This window comes from Metallibacterium scheffleri, from assembly GCF_002077135.1.
In the GTDB taxonomy this organism is placed as follows: Bacteria; Pseudomonadota; Gammaproteobacteria; order Xanthomonadales; family Rhodanobacteraceae; genus Metallibacterium; species Metallibacterium scheffleri.
The window spans coordinates 1,493,038-1,510,316 of record NZ_LDOS01000002.1 but is presented as its reverse complement, the minus strand read 5'-3'; the positions used below and the strand labels follow the sequence as shown (position 1 = coordinate 1,510,316).

The following is a 17,279-nucleotide window of genomic DNA, read 5'->3' as shown; positions in this document are numbered from 1 at the left end:
GCGCGATGGCTCATGCGCGCGGCTTGCGCGGTGAACCAAAGCCGCTCTTGCGTGGCGCGGCATCGGTGCGTGCGCCGAATGGTTTGCGCGGGCGTGCGCTGTGCGCGGCCTCGTTGTCGTCGGCGCGGCGCAACTGCAGGCGCTCGCCGCCGACACGCGCCTTGGCCAGTGCGTGCAGTGTGGTCGCGGGCAAGTCAGCGGGCAGATCGACAAAGCTGTGGTCGCCCTGCAGCGCGATGGCGCCGATCTGGCTGTTGTCCAGACCGCCCTCGTTGGCGATGGCACCCACCAGATTGCCGACCTTGACGCCGTGCCGGCGGCCCACTTCGACGCGATACGTGACCAGTGATCCCGCGGCGCCACCACCGCTCGCCCGCGGGCCACGCGTGGCGCCGCCATGCGCAGTGCGTTCGTTGCGTTCCCCGCGGTCATTGCGCGCAATGTGGGCATCGGGCGCGAATTCGCGCGCGCGTGCGCTGGGCGCATCGCTGAGCAGGAGTGGCTTGTCGCCCTGCAACATGCGCGCGAGCGCGGCGGCGATCTCGATCGCGGGCACGTTCTGCTCCTGTTCGTAGCGTTCCAGCAGGCGCTGGAATTCATCATTGCCCTCGCGCGTGCGCGCCTCGGTGATGCGTTCCATGAAGCGCGCGATGCGGCGATCGTTGACCGCCTCGGCGGCGGGCAACTGCATCGGCGTGATCGGTTGCCGCGTGGCGCGCTCGATGGCGCGCAGCAGGTGACGTTCGCGCGGCGTCACGAACAGGATCGCGTCGCCGCTGCGCCCGGCGCGGCCGGTGCGACCGATGCGATGCACATAGCTCTCGGTATCGGTGGGGATGTCGTAATTGAGCACGTGGCTGACGCGCTCCACATCCAGACCGCGCGCGGCCACGTCGGTGGCCACCAGGATGTCGATCTGCGCATCCTTGAAGCGTTGCACGATGCGTTCACGCAATGCCTGGGGCACATCGCCATTGAGCGCGGCGGCGGAGAACCCGCGCGCGGAGAGCTTCTCTGCCAATTCCTCGGTGGCCTGCTTGGTACGGGCGAACACGATCATGCCATCGAAGGTTTCCACTTCGAGGATGCGCGTCAGCGCGTCGAGCTTGTGCATGCCGCTAACCAGCCAGTAGCGTTGCTGAACTTGTGCGACCGTCGTGGTCTTGCCTTTGATGGTGATCTCGACCGGCTCACGCAGATAGGTCTGCGCGATGCGCCGGATCGCCTGCGGCATGGTTGCCGAGAACAGCGCCACCTGGCGCTGCGGCGGGGTCTTCTTGAGGATGGTTTCGACATCGTCGATGAAACCCATGCGCAGCATTTCATCGGCTTCATCGAGTACCAGATGCGCCAGCGCGTCGAGTTTCAGCGTGCCGCGTTCGAGATGGTCGATCACGCGTCCTGGCGTGCCGACGATGACGTGCGCACCGCGCTTGAGCGCCTGCAACTGCGGGGCATACCCCTGGCCGCCATAGATCGGCAGCACGTGGAAGCCCGGCATCTGCGCGGCGTAGCGCGCGAACGCCTCGGCGACCTGGATGGCCAGTTCGCGCGTCGGCGCCAGCACCAGCGCCTGCGGCGCGGCGCGACTCAGGTCGATGCGCGCCAGGATCGGCAGCGCGAACGCGGCGGTCTTGCCGGTGCCGGTCTGCGCCTGACCGAGCAAATCCTTGCCGGCCAGCAGTGGCGGAATCGTGGCAGCCTGGATCGGCGACGGCGTTTCATAGCCGACCGTCTGCAGCGCGCGCAGTAGTGGCTCGGGCAAGCCCAGCGTCGAGAAGTTGGCCAGGGCCGGCTCGGCAGTTGTCAATTGGGGATCATCGTGGGACATGGAAAACCTCGGCTCGCATCAGGCTGCGGATTCCGCGGCCTGAAAAATGGAATGCGCGTGAATGCACAGGACGCACTGCTTCATGCGGCGCGCGGGGATGCAGTGGCGGCGTGAATGAGCGCCGGCGTGTCGCAAGTGCAGGGCGCATCAGGCGATAGTGTAGCCGCAGTGCAGCATCGGCGTGACCGTAGCCTCCTTCGGCGTTCAGACCGCCGTCCATGCCGCACGCCGAATGGGCCTGGGGCATGGCAGTGCGATACACCGCTGCCGAAGCGGATGCGGACGTCGGGATCAGGCCTCAGTCCGGGCTGGTCTTGCCGGGCGCGGCGGCCACGACGCGCAGGCCGATATCACCGTCCGCAAGTCGTGCATGCAAGGACTGCCCCGGCTGCACGGCGCGCACGCTGCGCACGATGTGGCCTTCGGCATCGAACACGATGGCGTAACCGCGCTCCAGCGTGGCCAACGGGCTGATCGCATGCAGCGCGCGGCGCAGCGCATCGAGCCGCGTCTGCTGTTGCAACAGCAGCGTGCGCAGCGTCTGTTGCTGGCGCGCCTGCGCTGCAGCCAGACGCATGCGTGCCGCGGCAAGCCGGTTACGCAGTGCGCTGATTTGCAGATGGCCGCGCAATTGCTGCACATGGGCGCGTAGCCGGGTCAGTTGCGTCGGCAGCAGCGAGTACATGTGCGCGCGCAGGGTTTGCAGGCGTTCGCGGGCGCGGGCCAGGCGTTGCGCCGGGTGCTGGTTGTGCAGACGTGCCTGCCAGGCATCCAGGCGCTGCGCCAGTTGCTGCAACGCCTGCGCGGCGCGGCGTTGCAACTGCGCGTGCAGGCGTGTCAGGCGGGTGTGCAACAGGATGGCGTCGGGCACCAGTAGTTCGGCCGCGGCCGATGGCGTCGGCGCGCGCAGATCGGCCGCGAAATCCACCAGGGTGAAGTCGATTTCGTGGCCGACCGCGGCGACCACCGGCACGCTGCATGCGGCGACCGCGCGCACCACGGTCTCATCGTTGAACGCGGCCAGATCTTCGTTGGCGCCACCGCCACGGGTCAGCAGCACGACGTCGTAGCGGCCGCTGCGGCAGGCGCGCTGCAGCATCGCCGCGATCGCCGCGGGCGCCTCCTTGCCCTGCACCGGCACGGGCAGCAGGTCCGCCTCGACCAGGGCAAAACGCCGGCGCAGCACACTGAGCACGTCGCGGATGGCGGCACCGCTGGCTGAAGTGATCACGCCGATGCGCCGCGGATACGCCGGCAGCGCGCGCTTGCGCGCGGCATCGAACAGGCCCTCGGCGGCCAGTCGCGCCTTGAGTTCCTCCAGCGCGCGCGCCAGCGCGCCGGCGCCGGCATCCTCCATCGACTCGACGATGAGCTGGTAGTCGCCGCGCGGCTCGTACAACGTCGCGCGCGCGCGCAGCAACACGCGCTGGCCCTCGGCGGGCGCGAAGCGCAGCGTCTGACTGCGCGGGCGAAACATGGCGCAGCGCACCTGCGCCTGCGCATCCTTGAGGGTGAAATACACGTGCCCCGAGGCCGGCCGCGCGAGGTTGGACAGCTCGCCCTCGATCCACAGCAGCGCCATGGCATCCTCCAGCAGCCCGCGCACCAGGCGGTTGAGACTGCTGGGGGTGAGCACGTTGCGTGCGCCTGCTGGCGGGGAATCCATGATCATGGTCGTTCAGACTAACAGAGCGGCACGCTGCATCCCCGGCGCGCCCAGCATGAACCGTGGCGAACCCGGCAGGCGCGCAGGCATGCGTTCTCCTGACGGCGGCGTTAGGGTTCGTCCACAGCGCCACCCCTGAGAGTCGATGCCCGATGCGCGCGCTGGCGCCCGGGCGCACCAGGCACAGAAGGAGGCTCGTCATGTTGCAACGATCATCCCGCGCCACATGGTTCATCGCCGGTCTGGCCACGCTCGCGCTGGGCGGTTGCGCCAATTACGTCACCAAGTCGGACTTCGACAGCACCGTCGCGCAGTTGCGCGCCGCTGACCAGAAGCAACAGCAGCAACTGGATCAGCAGCAACAGCAGATCGACCAGATCTCGCAGCAGATGAAATCCGCATTCAGCAAGTACGACGCGCAGATCACCGCGCTGCAGGGGCGCATTCGCGTGGATACCGTCTCGCACTTCGCCTTCAACAGCGCCACGCTGAGCGACCAGGACAAACAAATGCTGGACGGTTTTGCCCGGGTGATCCGCGAGCACCACCCGGATGTGCTGATCACGGTCGAGGGTTTCGCTGATCCAGCCGGCACGGCAGCCTACAACCAGCGCCTCGGCATGCGCCGGGCCCAAGCGGTGCGCGATTACCTGATCGCCCAAGGCATGAGCGCCGGCGAGCTGCGTGCGGTGAGCTATGGCGATGCGCGCAACCGCCTGGTCAAGCCGGGCGCATGGGGTGCGCACGGTGAAGTCAACCGTCGCGTCGCGCTGGTGGTGGATTTCGCCGCGCCCGGCACGCCGCCGGATGCACCATCCGCCAACGCTGCGGGCTGAGCGCGATCGCGGCAAGCCACGGATGGCTTGCCGTGCCGCGGGCAGGCATGCCGTGAAACCGGTACCGGATCAGGTGGACCGACTGGGCGTGTCGACATTCGCCCAGCGGCTGTCGCTTTCGAACTTGTATGCGAGGTGGCGCAGCCCGAAGCGCAGCAGCGGATTGCGCAAGTACACGGCGTGGCGGGTCATGGTGAATTGCGCGCCCAGATAGGCCTTGACCTCGGCATCGGTCCAGCCGCTGATGTAGTGCTGCAGACCGTGACGCAATGCATAGTCGATGCATTCGGCCCAACTGACGAAGAACAGGCCGTAGCGCCGCGCCTCGGGATAGGCGAAGCCCACGTATTTGTCGATCAGCTTGTCGCCGTGCACGTAACACAGTTTCCAGCCGACGATGCGTTGCTGCGCGCGGAACACGAACAGGAACCCGGGCTGCGTGGCATCGCAGAACAGCGCATCGAAAAAGCGCGCGCGGTGCTGGTCGAAGTGGATCTCGCTTTGCGCATAAACCTGCTGGTACAGCGCGTACAGCTCGGCGCGACGCGCGGGGTCCTGCAGCGGCGGCGAGCCCAGCGGCCAGTGCTCCACGCTCAGTGCGCTGCGCTGCTTGAGCTTGCGCCGGATGTCGTAGCGATGTTTGGCGGTAAACCTCTCCAGCCAGGCATCGATGCTGCTGAAATCGATCGGCAGATGCGCCAATGCCTGGCCTTGCAGCAGCACGTAGCCGGCGTCGCGCGCATTCGCGGCCAGTGTGTCGGCCGCGCGGTTGTCGGCGGCATCCAGCAGCGGCGAGTGCGAGGGAATGTCCTTGATGATGATCAGTGCGAATTCACGCCCGTACTGCGCGCGCAATTGCCGCGGCAGCGTGGCGGCCGCGGCACGGCTGGAAAGTGGCAGATATTCGCTGACCGTGCTGCCGGCGAACAGCGTGCGCGGCATCAGCAGGCGTTGCCACAGACGAAAACCGGGCACGGCGCGCACGCGTCGCTGCAGCGCAGCCTCGGTGGTGGTCAACAGATCGAAGCGCGTGGCGAACAGTGGCGTGCCGTCGGCGTGTTCCCAGGCGCTGAAGTCCAGTGGCGGATGCTGGCGAAACGCATCGACCAGCGCGGCCGGCTCCAGTGCGAAGGCGTAGCGCGACGACGGCATGCGCATGTCTGCGCCTGCCAGCAGTGCCGCATTGCCATCGCAGTCGTTCGCGCGCGTGATTGTCGACATCGCCAGCATGCATGGGGGCCGGACGCCAGCGTATCAAGCGCAATCCGGCGTGGCGCATGCCGGAAGCACCAGCGACTGCTTATTCCGGGTCGTAATCCAGCCACGATGCCAGCCAGCGTTCGGCGTCGGCCTGGGTCCAGCCCTTGCGTCGCGCATAGTCGGCGATCTGATCGCGCGCCAGGCGTCCGACCACGAAGTACTGACTGTCCGGGTGCGCGAAATACCAGCCAGAAACGGCTGCGGTCGGAACCATGGCGAAACTTTCGGTCAGCTCGATGCCGGTGTTGGCCGTGGCGTCGAGCAGGCGGAACAGCGTGGCTTTCTCGGTATGGTCGGGGCAGGCCGGGTAACCCGGCGCGGGGCGGATGCCGCGATAGCCCTCGGCGATCAGTGCGTCGTTGTCCAGTGTCTCGTTCGCCGCGTAGCCCCAGAACTCGCGGCGCACGCGCTGGTGCAGGCGCTCGGCGAAGGCCTCGGCAAGGCGGTCGGCCAGGGCTTTGAGCAGGATCGACGCATAGTCGTCGTGCTCGGCCTGAAAGCGCGCCAGGTGCGGCTCGATGCCCAGCCCGCTGGTGACCGCGAAGCCACCGATCCAATCCTGCAGGCCGCTGTCCGCGGGGGCGATGAAGTCGGCGAGACACCAATCCGGGCGTTCGGCGGGTTTCTCGGCCTGCTGGCGCAGGTGGTGCAGCGTGGCGATGGTTTCCCTTGTTCCATCGGCAGCAGGTGCCTGCTGTGCGTACACCGCAATATCGTCACCCACGCGCGCCGCGGGCCAGAACCCGATCACGCCGCGCGCGCGCAGCCAGCGCTCGCGGATCAGCGTGTCGAGCATGGTTTGCGCATCCTTGAACAGCGCACTGGCCTGCTCCCCGACGACCGCATCATCGAGAATCTGCGGGTAGTGGCCGGACAGCTCCCAGGCCTGGAAAAACGGTGTCCAGTCGATGGCAGCGCGCAGCTCGGCCAGATCGTAATCATCGAACACGGTGATGCCGGGCCGGCGCGGCTGCGGCGGCGCATAGCGGCTCCAGTCGGGTCTGAACGCCTGGCCGCGTGCATGCTCCAGCGTGACCAGCGGCTTGTTGCCGCCGCGCTGGCGATGGCGCGCACGCACCTCGGCGTAGTCGGCGCGGATCCTGGCCATGAAGGCATCGGTCAGTTCCTTGCTGACCAGTGACTGCGCCACGCCGACCGCGCGCGAGGCATCCTTCACCCACACCGTGGGCGACTGGTAGTGCGGCTCGATCTTCAGCGCGGTGTGCGCGCGCGAGGTGGTGGCGCCGCCAATCAGCAGCGGGATGTGGAAATCCTGGCGCTGCATTTCGCGCGCGACGTGGCTCATCTCCTCCAGCGACGGCGTGATCAGTCCGGATAGCCCGATGATGTCGGCGTTTTCCGCGCGCGCGGTGTCGAGGATCTTTTGCGCCGGCACCATCACGCCCAGGTCGATCACCTCGAAGTTGTTGCAGCGGAGCACGACGCCGACGATGTTCTTGCCGATATCGTGCACGTCGCCCTTGACCGTGGCCATCACGATCTTGCCGTTGGACCTGGCGGTATCGCCGCTGCGCGCCTTCTCGGCCTCGATGTAGGGCAGCAGGTGCGCCACCGCTTTTTTCATCACCCGCGCCGACTTCACCACCTGCGGCAGGAACATCTTGCCGGCACCGAACAGGTCGCCGACCACGTTCATGCCGTCCATCAGCGGGCCTTCGATCACATCCAGCGGGCGCGTGCTGAGCAGGCGCGCCTCCTCGGTGTCCGTGACCACGTACTGGTCGATGCCATGCACCAGCGCGTGGCTGAGGCGGGCGCGCACCGGTTGCTCGCGCCAGGCCAGCACATCGGCGACGATCTCGCCTTTTTTCGACTTGTAACGCTCGGCGATGTCCAGCAGACGCTCGGTGGAATCGCTGCGGCGATTGAGCACGACGTCTTCGACGCGTTCGCGCAACTCGGCGTCGAGGTCGTCGTACAGCGCCAGTGCACCGGCGTTGACGATGCCCATGTCCATGCCCGCGGCGATGGCGTGGTACAGGAACACGGCGTGGATCGCCTCGCGCATCGCGTTGTTGCCGCGGAACGAGAACGACACGTTGGATACACCGCCGGAAATGTGGCTGAGCGGGAACGCGCGCTTGAGTCCGCGCGCGGCTTCGATGAAATCCACCGCGTAGTTGGCGTGTTCCTCGATGCCGGTGGCGATGGCGAAGATGTTGGGATCGAAGATGATGTCCTCGGGTGCGTAACCGGCCTTGCGCGTGAGCAGTTCGAACGCGCGCGCGCTGATCGCCAGCTTGCGCGCCAGTGTGTCGGCCTGGCCCTGCTCGTCGAAAGCCATCACCACCACCGCGGCGCCGTAGCGGCGCACGCGCGCGGCGTGTTCGAGGAAGGTCTGCTCGCCTTCCTTGAGCGAGATCGAATTGACGATGCCCTTGCCCTGCACGCACTTGAGCCCGGCCTCGATCACGCTGAACCTCGACGAGTCGATCATCACCGGCACGCGCGCAATGTCCGGCTCGGCGGCGATCAGGTCGAGAAAGCGCGCCATCGCCGCTTCGGCGTCGAGCAGGCCCTCGTCCATGTTGATGTCGATGACCTGCGCGCCGTTCTCCACCTGCTGCCGCGCCACGATCAGCGCCTCGTCGTAGCGATCCTCCTTGATCAGCTTCTTGAACTGCGCCGAGCCGGTGACGTTGGTGCGCTCGCCGACGTTGACGAAGTTGCTCTCGGGGGTGATGACGAACGGCTCCAACCCGGCCAGACGCGTATACGGCGCCGGTTGCGCCGGCGTACGCGGGGCGAACGGCGTCACCGCCTCGCGGATCGCGCGGATGTGCGCGGGCGTGGTGCCGCAGCAGCCGCCGACGATGTTGAGCAGGCCCGCTTCGGCGAAGCCGCGCAGTGTCGCCGCCATCATCGCCGGGCTCTCGTCGTACTCGCCGAAGGCGTTGGGCAGGCCGGCGTTGGGGTGGGCGCTGACGAACACATCGGCGACCTGCGCCAGTACATCGACATGCTGGCGCATCTCGCCCGCGCCGAGCGCGCAATTGAGCCCGATCGACAGCGGCTGCGCATGCCGCAGCGAATACCAGAACGCTTCCGCCGTTTGCCCGGACAGGGTGCGTCCGGAGCGATCGGTGATGGTGCCGGAGATCATCAGCGGCAGGCGCGCGCCGCGCTGCATGAACAGATCCTCCAGCGCGTACAGCGCGGCCTTGGCGTTGAGCGTGTCGAACACGGTCTCGACCATGATGATCTCGGCGCCGCCGTCGAGGAGTCCGCGCGCGGCTTCCAGATAGGCCGCGGCCAGCGCATCGAAGCGCAGCGCGCGGTAGGCGGGGTTGTTCACGTCCGGGCTGATCGACAGGGTGCGGCTGGTCGGGCCGAGCACGCCGACGGCGAAGCGCGGCTGGTCGGGCGTGTCGTGTTCCATCACCGTGCAGGCTTCGCGCGCCAGACGCGCGCCTTCGCGGTTGAGTTCGTACGCCAGATGCTCGAGCCGGTAGTCGGCCTGCGACACCGCGGTCGCGTTGAAGGTGTTGGTTTCGATCAGGTCGGCGCCGGCCTCGAGGTAGGCGCGGTGCACGCCGCGGATGATCCGCGGCTGGGTCAGCGTGAGCAGGTCGTTGTTGCCCTTGAGATCGCAGCCGCAGCCGGCGCCGTGCGCGTGCTGCTGCGCGGTGTCGCAACCGGCGGCGAAGCGTGCGCCGCGGAACGCGTTTTCATCGAGCGCGTGCTGCTGCAGCATGGTGCCCATGGCGCCATCGAGAATGAGGATGCGCCGCGCCAGCGCATCGTGCAGGCGCTCGACGCGCGCGGGGTCGAGCCAGGGCAGGGTCGTGGTCATGCGGGTTTGCGGGCGAGCAGGCTGAGGACTTCGAAATGCGGCGCGCGGCGCTCGCGGCTGATGATCTGGCAGGATTGCACGGCCAGTCCGGCGCGGCGCGCGTAGCCGAGCAGATCCTCGCGGCGGAAGCCGAGGTTGCAGTGTCCGAATGGCGCCACGGCGGCCCGGTGTTCATGTCGCGCCAGCGTGGTCAGCAGCAGGCGGCCGCCGGGACGCAGCAAGCGTGCGGCCTCGGCCACGGCGCGCGCGGGATGCGCGCTGTAGGTCAACGCATGCAGCATCGACACCAGGTCGAAGCTGGCCGCGGGCAAATCCAGCGCGTGCATGTCGCCCTGACGCACCTCGACGTTGGCGTGGGGCTGTAACCGCGCCTGCGCGGCCGCGACCACGCGCGGGCTGACATCCACGCAGACGATGCGTTGCGCGTGCGGCGCGAGCAATTCGGCCAGCACGCCGTCGCCGGAGGCGATGTCGAGTACCGCACCGGTATCCAGCAGTTGCAGCAGTGCGCGCGCCAGGGTTTCCCAGGTGCGCCCAGGTGAGTAATGGCGCTCCATGTCGCCGGCCACGCTGTCGGCCCAGCCGCTGGTGCCGGTGCGTTCGGCCAGTACCCGCGGCAGGCGCTCGCGATCACCGGCCAGCAGGCTGTCGTCGAGCCCTTCGCGCAGGCCGGCCAGCAGCGCATCACGTTGCGGCGCGTGGCCGCTGTCGGCACGGTAATACACCGACACCCCGGCGCGACGGTCGCGCACCAGCCCGGCTTCGCGCAATTTGGCCAGGTGCGTGGATACGCGCGGTTGCGCCAGACGCAGCGCCGCGGCGATCTCGGCGACGGTCAATTCCTCTTGTTCCAGCAGCGCCAGCAGGCGCATGCGGGTGGGATCGGCGAGCAGGCGCAGCAGCAGCGAAGCGTGTTGAAGGTCCACAAATAATCCATGTATCGCGATGAAAGGATATTTCAGCATGAACGCTGGCCGCAAGCGCGACCATTGCAGGCACACCCGGCAGCATGGCTCCGGTCCGCATCACGCAGCTAGAATCGTGACTTTTGGGTGACCCCATGCGCGCTTGCTGCTGCTTGCTGCTGTGCCTGCTTGCCGTCCTGGGCACAGCGCGTGCGGCGGGCGTGACGCCGGCGGATTTCCTTGCCGCGCGCGCGCCCGGTGTATCGGGTTTGCCGTATCGCATCTATGTGCCCATGCCACTGCCGGCGCACACGCGCCTGCCGCTGATCGTGTTTCTGCACGGCTCGGATCAGGCCGGCGCTGACAACCTGGCGCAGATCAAATACGACGCCAATGGCGCGCTGGAGCTGCTCGACAACGCCATCGCCGCGCATATCCCGGTCCTGTTCGCGGCACCGCAATCGCCGACGGAAACTTGGAATCCGCGCCAGGTGATGGGTGTGATCCGCGCGATCGAGGCGCGCTGGCCGGTGGACCGCGGGCGCGTGTATCTGACCGGGTTGTCGTCCGGCGCCAGCGGCGCATGGGCCACGGCCAAGGCCTATCCGCACGCATTCGCGGCGCTGGTGCCGATGACCGGCGCCACCGAATTGAAAGGCCTGGCACGCATCGCGCGGATCCCCGAATGGATATTCGCCGCGGCCGATGACAACGACACCAATGTGGTCACCGGCTACGGCGGGGCCATGCTCGGCTCGCGCCCAGTGGTGGCGGCGTTGCGCGCGGCCGGCGGCAGGCCGTGCTACACCGAGTACCGTCACGGCCCGTGGCCGGCGCCGCACGTGATCTGGCCCGAGGCTTACGACACGCCGGCCTTGCTCGATTGGCTGCTGGCGCAGCGCCGTGGCAAGCCGTCGCCGCAGCCGTGCCCGCCTGACGCGCACTCGCGTTGAGTGGCGGCGCGGGCGCGGGGAAGCGGGCCGCCGCGCTACAATCGTGCTTTTTCAAACGCGCGTTTGCCACGCGCGGCAGCGTTTTCCGGAGGCTCCCATGGATTTCAGCTTCACCGACGACCAGCTCTCGATCCAGTCAATGGCGCGCGATTTCGCCCGCAAGCGCATCGCGCCGGTGGCCGCGGAACTGGACCAGAAAGGCGAGTTCCCGCTGGACAACATCCGCGAGATGGGCCAGCTTGGCCTGATGGGCATCGAGGTGCCCGAGCAGTATGGCGGTGCCGGCATGGATTCGATTTCCTACGTGCTGGCAATGATCGAGATCGCCGCCGCCGACTGCGCGCACTCCACCATCATGTCGGTGAACAACACGCTGTACTGCAACGGCCTGCTGAAATTCGCCAGCGAGGAACAGAAGCAGAAGTACGTGCGTCCCATCGCCAGCGGCCAAGCCATTGGCGCGTTCGCGCTGACCGAGCCGCAGTCCGGCTCCGACGCGACGGCCATGCGCTGTCGCGCGGTCAAGCAAGGCGATGGCAGCTATGTCGTCAACGGCAAGAAGAGCTGGATCACCTCGGGTCCCGTGGCCAGGTACATCCTGCTGTTCGCGATGACCGATCCCGACAAACACGCGCGCGGCATCAGCGCGTTCATGATCGACACCGCGCGCGCGGGTTTTCACCGCGGCAAGACCGAGCCCAAGCTGGGTATCCGCGCCTCGGCCACCTGCGAGATCGAGTTCGAGGATTACCACGTGCCGGCCGCTGACGTGATCGGCGAGGAAGGCCACGGTTTCAGGATCGCCATGGGCGTGCTCGACGCCGGGCGCATCGGCATCGCCTCGCAGGCGGTGGGCCTGGCGCGTGCCGCCTACGAGGCCACGCTGGATTACGCACGCGAACGCAAGGCTTTCGGCCAGGCCATCGGCAGCTTCCAGATGATCCAGGCCAAAATCGCCGACATGAAGTGCAAACTCGAGGCCGCCTACTGGCTGACGCTGCGCGCGGCTTTCGCCAAGCAGCAGGCGGAGCAGGGCGCCGCGGGCGGGCGCTTCAGCACCGAGGCCGCGGTGGCCAAGTTGACCGCATCGGAGGCGGCGATGTGGATCACCCACCAGGCCGTGCAAGTGCACGGCGGCATGGGCTACTCGAAGGAGATGCCGCTGGAGCGCTATTTCCGCGACGCCAAGATCACCGAGATCTACGAGGGCACCAGCGAGATCCAGCGCCTGGTGATCGCGCGCAACGAGACCGGACTGCGCTGAATTCGGCCGCGGCCACGCGCAGCGGACTGCCGCGCCGGCGCGTGGCGCAAGCGCAGCGGATGCTATTAGATTTGCCCCAGCGCGTGCTGCACCAGGAGGCTGCTGATCGCCACCGCGGCCCACACGCCGGTGCCCAGCAGGATGGGCCTGGCGCCGGTGGCGGCCATGCGGCGCAGATCGGCGGACAGGCCGATCGAGGTCAGCGCCATGACGATCATGAAGGTCGCCAGTTCGGCCACATAGGGCTGCCAGTCGTTGGGGATCAGCCCCGCCGTGCGCACGCCGGATGCCACCAGAAACCACACGATGAACCACGGGAAGATGCGCGCCAGGCTGAAACCCTGCGCGCCGCTCTGCTTCTGCCGCCAGGCCTCGATCACGGCCAGGACCAGGCACACCGGAATGATCAGCGTCGAGCGCGTCAGCTTGACGATGGTCGCGTAGTCCCCTGCCGCGTGCGAGTAGCTGTACGCCGCCGCGACCACCGAGGAGGTGTCGTTGATCGCCGTGCCGGCCCACATGCCGAAGCCGAAATCGGACAGATGCATCAGGTGGCCGAGGAACGGGAACAGCAGCACCGCGACCAGGTTGAACAGGAAGATCGTGGAGATGGCGAACGCGGTTTCGTGTTCGTCGGCACGCACGATCGGGGTGACCGCGGCGATCGCCGAGCCGCCGCAAATCGCGGTGCCGACACCGATCAGCGTCTTCAGATTGCCCGACACGCCCAACAGTTTGCCGAGGCCCCACGCGGTCAGAAATGCCGCGGTCATGGTGACCAGCGTGACCGACAGCGAGGCCATCCCGGTGTGCGCCACCGTGCCCAGGCTGAGGCCGAAGCCCAGCACCACCACCGACCACTGCAACACCTGGCGCGCGGCGAAGCGTATGCCGGTGTGGAACACCGCGCCCGGCGCGCGCAGGTTGCGCACGATGATGCCCAGCACGATGCCGATCACCGGGCCGCCGACCAGCGGCGCCAGATGTCCCAGCCACCAGGCGATCAGCGCCATCACCAACACCAGACCGAGGCCTGGCGCCAGCGCGACCAGCGGATGCGGCGCCAATGGCTCGGGCGCGGTGAGCTCGATGTCGTCGGCCGGGAGAATGTGCTCGATCACGTCCTCGACCGGATCGATATGCTCGGGCTGGGGGTTTGACATTACGCGGACTCCACGAATAGGGGCCACGACTGTATATAAGCAAATATCGAGCAGGCACAGTCCGGTTTGTTAATGGGTTCGATCAGCGCGAATGATCGACCGCGCCCTGATCACGCCGCTCCAGCAGAAGAACAAACGCAGTGCAGGCGCGGATCCTGGGACCGAAAGCATGCCGGAGGGCACGCTGAGCGCGTGATTGTCATGCCCGGTTTGCTGCCGATGCGAAGACGGGAGCGGCGGTGAAGCTGGTGCGTTCTGCCGCGATCGCGGGTGATCCGCGCCGCGTTGTCCGGTGCCGTGTGCAGTACAGGATGCCGCGCCTGCACTGCCCGGTGGCGGGGATCTCGAACGCCGGAATGATCGCGGTGAAATACGGGCAGACCACGGATGCCAATGCCTTGCTGCCAGTGAATCCGGGCAGGCCGCGACCCTGCCCGGAACATCACGCGCGGCTCAGTCGAATGGCCGGATCACGTCGTCGCCGGTGGATTCGGTGCCATCACTCTTGTCGCCGGTGAGGCGGCGCACGACCACGTAGAACACTGGAATCAGCAGCAGGCCGATGATGGTGGCGCCGAGCATGCCGCCGATGACGCCGGTGCCGATCGAGTGGCGGCTGTTGGCGCCGGCGCCACTGCTGATCGCCAGCGGCAGCACGCCGAGGATGAAGGCGATCGAGGTCATCAGGATCGGGCGCAAGCGCAGGCGCGCGGCCTCCTGGGTGGCTGCGATCAGGCCCATGCCCTTTTGCTGAAGCTCGTGCGCGAACTGGATGATCAGGATCGCGTTCTTGGCCGACAGGCCGATGATCGCGATCAGTCCCACCTTGAAGTAGATGTCATCGGGCAGGCCGCGCAGCCAAGTCAGCAGCAGGGATCCGAGCACGCCCATGGGCACTACCAGCAACACCGCGATGGGAATCGTCCAGCTTTCGTACAAGGCTGCCAGTGCGAGGAACACCACGATCATCGACAGGGTGTAGAGGACGGGTGCCTGTTGTCCGGACAAGACTTCCTGGTAGGACTGCCCGGTCCATTCATACCCGATGCCCTTGGGCAAATCATGGTCGACGATGTTCTGCATCGCCGTCATGGCCTGGCCCGAGCTGTAGCCGGGCGCGGCATTGCCGACGATTTCCACCGAGCCGTAGCCGTTGTAACGGGTCAGCGCAGGCGAGCCCAATTCCCACTTGGTGTGCACCACGGTGGACAGGGGCACCATGCTGCCGTTGCTGCTGGCGGTGTAGAAGTCGTTGAGGTCCTGCGGGCCCATGCGGAATGGCGCGTCGGCTTCCAGCAACACGCGCAACACGCGGCCCTGGTAGTTGAAATCGTTGACGTAAACCGGCGCCAGCATCAACTGCAGCGCGGTATAAACATCGCTGACCGAAAGTCCCATCGAGGCCGCCTGCACGCGATCCACGGTCAGCTTCAATTGCGGCGCGGGGGGCAGACCATTGGGGCGCACGCCCATCAGCGATGGCGTCTTGGCCGCCCTGGCCAGCAGCATGCCTTGCGCCTGCATCAGCTTGTCATGGCCGAGTCCGGCGCGATCTTCCAGCTCCATGTCGAAGCCGCCGAACTGGCTGAGTCCGCGGATGGTGGGCAGATTCACCACGAAGATCTGCGCGCCCTTGATACCGCTCAACGCGCGATTGGCCCAGGCCATGAAGGGGCCGATCTGTTCGTCCGCCTTGGTGCGCTCGCCCCACGGCTTGAGGCGGATGAAGCCCATGCCGGTGTTCTCGCCCGAGCCGACGAAGCTGAACCCGGCAATTTCCATCATGCCGGTTACCGCCGGACTCTTGACCACGATGTTCTTGATCTGGTTCATCACGCCGATGGTGCGATCGATGGTGGCGCCCGGCGGCAACTGCACGATGGCCAGTGCGTAGCCCTGATCCTCCTCGGGCAGGAAGCTCGATGGCAGCCGCGTGAACAGCCACGCAGCGCCGAGGATCAGCACCAGATACAGCAGCATCCAGCGCGGGGTATGCCGAATGGACTGGTGCACACGCGTGATGTAGGCGCGCTGGGTACGATCGAACAAACGGTTGAACCAGCCCAGCAAACGGTTCTCGTGCTGGTTGGGTTTGATGATGCTGGCGCACAGCGCCGGCGTGAAGCTCAGCGCCATGGTGGCGGACAGCAGCATGGCGATGGCGATGGTCAGCGAGAACTGCCGGTAGATCACGCCCACGCTGCCGCTGAGCAGGGCGGCGGGGATGAATACCGCGAACAGCACCAGGGTGATGGCGATGATCGCGCCGGTGATCTGCTCCATGGCCACGATCGTGGCCTCGCGCGGGGCAAGACCTTCCTCGGTGATATGCCGCTCGACGTTTTCCACCACCACGATGGCATCGTCCACCACCAGTCCGATGGCCAGCACCATCGCGAACAGGGTGAGGATGTTGATCGAGAAACCGGCGACATACAGCCCGGCGAAGGTGCCCAGCAGCGCCACCGGCACGACCAGCGAGGGAATCAGCGTGGCGCGCAGGTTCTGCAAAAACAGATAGATCACCAGGAACACCAGCACCATCGCCTCGAACAGCGTTTGCACCACTTCGTCGATCGAAACATTGACGAAGGTCGTGCTGTCGTAGGGCTTGAACCAGGTGACGCCGTGCGGGAAGGTCTGCTGCAGCTGCGCCATCTTGGCATCGACGGCCTTGGCCACCTGCAGCGCGTTGGCGCCGGGCAACAGCTGCAGGCCGATGCCGGCCACCGGCTTGCCGTTGTACAGGCTCAGGAAGCCGTAGCTGTAGGGCGCCAACTGCACTTTCGCGACATCCTTGAGCCGCACCGTGGTGCCGTTGCTGTTGGTGCGCAGGATGATGTTCTCGAACTGCTGTGGCGTGCTGAAGCGGCTCTCGCCGTTCACCGTCACCGTCAGCGCCTGCCCCTTCACCGCGGGAGCCGCGCCCAGCGAACCGGCGGCGGTCTGGATGTTCTGGCTGGCGACGGCATTTTGCACATCCGTCGCGGACAGGTCGTAACCCTGCAGCTTGAGCGGGTTCAGCCAGATGCGCATCGCGTATTCCGAGCCAAACTGGTTGGCGCTGCCGATGCCGGGGATGCGCTCCAGCGGATCGAGCACCTGCGAAGCCACCAGGTTGTTCAGCGCATAGGTGTCGATGTTGGGGTTGCTTGAACGCAACGCCACCACTTCGAGGAAACCGGCATTGGCCTTGTTCACCTGCACGCCCAGCGCCTGCACCTGCGTGGGCAGCTGCGGCAAGGCCACGGCCACGCGGTTTTGCACCTGCACCGCGGCGATATCGAGGTTGGTGCCGTTCTCGAACGTGACGGTGATGCTGGCACTGCCGTTGGCGCTGGAACTGGAACTGAAATACAGCAGATTGTCCAGGCCGGTGAGCTGCTGCTCGATGACCTGGGTCACCGCCTGCTGCACGACCTGCGCGCTGGCGCCCGGATAGCTGGCGCTGATCACCACGCTGGGCGGCGCGATGTCGGGGTACGCCTCGACCGGCAGGCGGTAGATCGACGCGATGCCGGCGAGGCAGATCAGGATGGCGATCACCCAGGCGAAGATCGGGCGATCGATGAAGAACTTGGGCATGG

At 66.8% G+C, this 17,279-nt stretch carries 10 protein-coding genes; 3 read left to right on the top strand and 7 right to left on the bottom strand.

Translation table 11 applies throughout. The annotated features are described in order from the left end of the window. Positions 1 to 10: 10 nt before the first annotated feature. Together Mschef_RS12100 and xseA are read right to left on the bottom strand one after the other, a co-directional pair. Positions 11 to 1,810, bottom strand: coding sequence for a DEAD/DEAH box helicase (locus tag Mschef_RS12100; RefSeq protein WP_081130006.1), 1,800 nt, complete (start codon positions 1,808 to 1,810; stop codon positions 11 to 13). A gap of 319 nt (positions 1,811 to 2,129) precedes the next feature. Next, positions 2,130 to 3,503 (bottom strand): exodeoxyribonuclease VII large subunit, encoded by a 1,374-nt coding sequence (gene xseA / locus Mschef_RS12095; RefSeq protein ID WP_338093153.1) that lies wholly within the window; start codon positions 3,501 to 3,503, stop codon positions 2,130 to 2,132. 194 nt (positions 3,504 to 3,697) lie between these two features. Here xseA and Mschef_RS12090 point away from each other — a divergent pair, with 194 nt between their 5' ends. Beyond that, positions 3,698 to 4,333 (top strand): OmpA family protein, encoded by a 636-nt coding sequence (locus Mschef_RS12090; RefSeq protein WP_081128764.1) that lies wholly within the window; start codon positions 3,698 to 3,700, stop codon positions 4,331 to 4,333. Positions 4,334 to 4,402: 69 nt separating this feature from the next. Here the strand turns inward: Mschef_RS12090 and Mschef_RS12085 are convergent, their stop codons facing one another. From Mschef_RS12085 to Mschef_RS12075, 3 genes are all read right to left on the bottom strand, one after another. Then, complete coding sequence (locus Mschef_RS12085) at positions 4,403 to 5,554, bottom strand: GNAT family N-acetyltransferase (protein ID WP_242426516.1); 1,152 nt, start codon at positions 5,552 to 5,554, stop codon at positions 4,403 to 4,405. A gap of 79 nt (positions 5,555 to 5,633) precedes the next feature. After that, entirely contained in the window at positions 5,634 to 9,407 is a 3,774-nt protein-coding gene (gene metH / locus Mschef_RS12080; RefSeq protein WP_081128762.1) for a methionine synthase, read from the bottom strand. Next, positions 9,404 to 10,333: an ArsR/SmtB family transcription factor gene (locus tag Mschef_RS12075; protein WP_081130003.1), complete on the bottom strand. Its 930-nt coding sequence runs from the start codon at positions 10,331 to 10,333 to the stop codon at positions 9,404 to 9,406. Before Mschef_RS12075 ends, metH begins: the two co-directional genes overlap by 4 nt. Before the next feature lie 134 nt (positions 10,334 to 10,467). On the opposite strand from Mschef_RS12075, the gene Mschef_RS12070 reads away from it, so the two are divergent. Together Mschef_RS12070 and Mschef_RS12065 are read left to right on the top strand one after the other, a co-directional pair. Then, positions 10,468 to 11,265, top strand: coding sequence for a carboxylesterase family protein (locus Mschef_RS12070; RefSeq protein ID WP_081128760.1), 798 nt, complete (start codon positions 10,468 to 10,470; stop codon positions 11,263 to 11,265). A gap of 97 nt (positions 11,266 to 11,362) precedes the next feature. Further along, positions 11,363 to 12,529 (top strand): acyl-CoA dehydrogenase family protein, encoded by a 1,167-nt coding sequence (locus Mschef_RS12065; protein ID WP_081128758.1) that lies wholly within the window; start codon positions 11,363 to 11,365, stop codon positions 12,527 to 12,529. A gap of 65 nt (positions 12,530 to 12,594) precedes the next feature. Here Mschef_RS12065 and Mschef_RS12060 read toward each other — a convergent pair whose 3' ends face one another. Next, positions 12,595 to 13,692 carry a YeiH family protein gene (locus tag Mschef_RS12060; RefSeq protein WP_081128756.1) on the bottom strand — a complete coding sequence of 366 codons (1,098 nt, stop codon included), beginning with the start codon at positions 13,690 to 13,692 and terminating at the stop codon, positions 12,595 to 12,597. 453 nt (positions 13,693 to 14,145) lie between these two features. Next, on the bottom strand, positions 14,146 to 17,277 hold the full coding sequence (locus Mschef_RS12055; RefSeq protein ID WP_081128754.1) for an efflux RND transporter permease subunit: 3,132 nt from the start codon (positions 17,275 to 17,277) through the stop codon (positions 14,146 to 14,148). Positions 17,278 to 17,279 lie beyond the last annotated feature (2 nt).

Coding starts and splice junctions, on each gene's coding strand:
- xseA (WP_338093153.1), bottom strand. CDS start 3,503: ATGATCATGGATTCCCCGCCAGCAGGCGCACGCAACGTGCTCACCCCC.
- Mschef_RS12090 (WP_081128764.1), top strand. CDS start 3,698: ATGTTGCAACGATCATCCCGCGCCACATGGTTCATCGCCGGTCTGGCC.
- Mschef_RS12085 (WP_242426516.1), bottom strand. CDS start 5,554: ATGTCGACAATCACGCGCGCGAACGACTGCGATGGCAATGCGGCACTG.
- metH (WP_081128762.1), bottom strand. CDS start 9,407: ATGACCACGACCCTGCCCTGGCTCGACCCCGCGCGCGTCGAGCGCCTG.
- Mschef_RS12070 (WP_081128760.1), top strand. CDS start 10,468: ATGCGCGCTTGCTGCTGCTTGCTGCTGTGCCTGCTTGCCGTCCTGGGC.
- Mschef_RS12065 (WP_081128758.1), top strand. CDS start 11,363: ATGGATTTCAGCTTCACCGACGACCAGCTCTCGATCCAGTCAATGGCG.
- Mschef_RS12060 (WP_081128756.1), bottom strand. CDS start 13,692: ATGTCAAACCCCCAGCCCGAGCATATCGATCCGGTCGAGGACGTGATC.
- Mschef_RS12055 (WP_081128754.1), bottom strand. CDS start 17,277: ATGCCCAAGTTCTTCATCGATCGCCCGATCTTCGCCTGGGTGATCGCC.